Genomic DNA, 2,202 nt, shown 5'->3' with positions numbered 1-2,202 from the left:
GGGCTCTTGCGGGTCTTCCTGCGGGCGGTGGAGACGACGCTGCGCCGGCGCAGCCCGGGCGCGCCGCCGGGAGCCCGGTTCGGCGCCGTGGCCTTCGTCCACCGCTTCGGTAGCTACCTCAACAGTCACGTCCATTTCCATGTGCTGGTGACCGACGGCGTTTTCTCGGGCGACGACGCCGACGGGGCCGAGTTCCATCCGGCCCTCGAGCTGGACACCGCCGACATCGCCACAGTCCAGAAGAAGATCCGTCGCCGCGGCCTGCGCTGGCTGCACCGCCACGGCCACCTCGACGACCTGGCCGTCCACGCTCTCGACTCCCCCGACCACGCCGGCGGCTGGTCCGTCGACGCCTCGGTGACCATCCCAGACTGGGATCGCCACGGCCTGGAGCGCCTGGTGCGCTACTGCGCCCGGCCACCGCTGGCCCAGGAACGCCTCGGCCGCCTGAACGACGAGCTGCTCGTGTACCGTCTGCGCAAACCGACCATCGATGGCCGTACCGAACTGATCCTCACCCCGCTGGAACTGCTCGACCGTCTGGCCTGCCTAGTGACTCCGCCCAGGATCCACAAGCACCGCTACTACGGCGTGCTGGCGCCCAACGCGAACCTGCGCCGGGCGGTGACCGCATCGGCCGGCCCGGCGGGAGCGACGTTGCAGATACTGGAAGAGGCGCGCCAGAAGATGGGGCTGCCTGAAGTGGAAGACACCGACTCGCGCCCGCTCTCGACAGACGCCGGCGAGCCGCGCAGCGCCGCCGGCCATCTTGCCGCCCGCTGCTGGGCGCTGCTGCTGGCGCGGATCTACGAATGTCTGCCGCTCTTGTGCCCCCGCTGCGGCCAGCCCATGCGGCTTGTTGCCTTCATAACGGAACCCTCGGAGATCCGGCGCATTCTGTCGCATGTGGGGGAGCCGGTTCGGGCTCCCGCGCTTTCCCCTTCGCGAGCTCCGCCCCAGGGGGAGTTTCAGTGGGAGCAGCAGGGCGCTGGCGATGATTTCGACCAACGCACGGAGCACTCGGAAGGGCCCATGTAAGGAGCTTCGGTTTGCGGCCGGGGCGAAGCCTGCGCGCGTCAGGCACTTTGGCGCCCTTCCGGGTGTGGGCATAAGCCCGCCCAAACCCGAGCGCCCGGGGGCGACAACGGGGTTTGCAGGTGTGGTGGAAGAGTGCCTGCTGGTTTGACACTCTTGCGGATCCATGGCTATAATGGAGACGGTGAAAGGTGGCCATTTCAGATGGATCTTGAGCACGGAAAGGGGAAAGGGGCTTTTGAAATGCCTATCCCTGGGTCTGTGGAGATATAGGGGTTCCAGGCAACTTGACATGGGGAGTTCCACATGGATATATCTGTTTCGGAGGTGTGCTATGAAGAGCGTTATTACCCTTTTGCTGGCTATTGCGGTTCTTTTCCTTTTTACAAGTTGTGGCGACAGTCCAACGGAGCCGGATCCAAGCGGCACGATTGAGATCGACGTTGAACCCAGCAGCCTGGAAGCCATCGCCGCCTGGAATCTTACGGGCCCGCAAAACACTTCCGGGTTTGGTGAAGAAGTTTTGAGCGACATGCCGCCTGGAACCTATGCGATCGAGTGGGGCAGCATCGAGGGTTGCGACAGTCCAGAGCCGAGCAATCTCACGCTAGATGGCGGTGGGAGCATTACTTTCCTCGGCGAATACCAGGCCGATGAGGTGATTTCCGAGGAGACGGTGGTTCTGAACGAGAATAGCGGTGTCACTGTTGCTGAGATTGATTCCGTTCAAATCGTCTTTGATTGCGAGAATATCGACGACCTTCCCTTTAGCGTCGGGGACATACTCGTTGGCGAAGATGAGGGGGGCTACCTTCGTCGTGTCTCCTCCGTAGAGACAAGGCGGAGTCAGGTGGTGGTCCAGACAGAGGAAGCCACTCTTGCCGACGTGATTGAGGAGGGGGACTTTGTCTGGAGTGGGGAGTTGCAGTTTGAGCCCTTGAGGAGTCAGAGGAATGGTGAGATCGGCTATTTGCACCCGGCTGTCCAGTTCACCCAGGAGAGAGGCATTGGGGTTAACCTCGATGGGGTGGGTGCCTCTCTGGGTGGTGGGGTTGACTTTATGATCACTGGCGGCTCTTTCGACCTTCAAACCGACCTTGATGTTGACGGGCGATATTTCTTCGGACTACAGGAATTCCATGCATTACTATCTGGCTCTCTCGACTT

General features: G+C 62.1%; 2 protein-coding genes. Both read left to right on the top strand.

All coding sequences use genetic code 11. The features are described 5' to 3' along the window. Positions 1-1,038, top strand: a 1,038-nt coding sequence (locus tag QGH30_09730; protein ID MDP7022611.1) for a transposase, incomplete at its 5' end; no start/stop codon positions are given. A gap of 331 nt (positions 1,039-1,369) precedes the next feature. Further along, positions 1,370-2,202 (top strand): hypothetical protein (locus QGH30_09725; protein MDP7022610.1); only part of this gene is annotated, 833 nt, incomplete at its 3' end.

It is taken from the genome of Candidatus Krumholzibacteriia bacterium, from assembly GCA_030748535.1.
Taxonomy (GTDB): domain Bacteria; phylum Krumholzibacteriota; class Krumholzibacteriia; order JACNKJ01; family JACNKJ01; genus JASMLU01.
The sequence above is the reverse complement of the archived record's forward strand: the minus strand, read 5'-3'. Positions and strand labels throughout refer to the sequence as shown.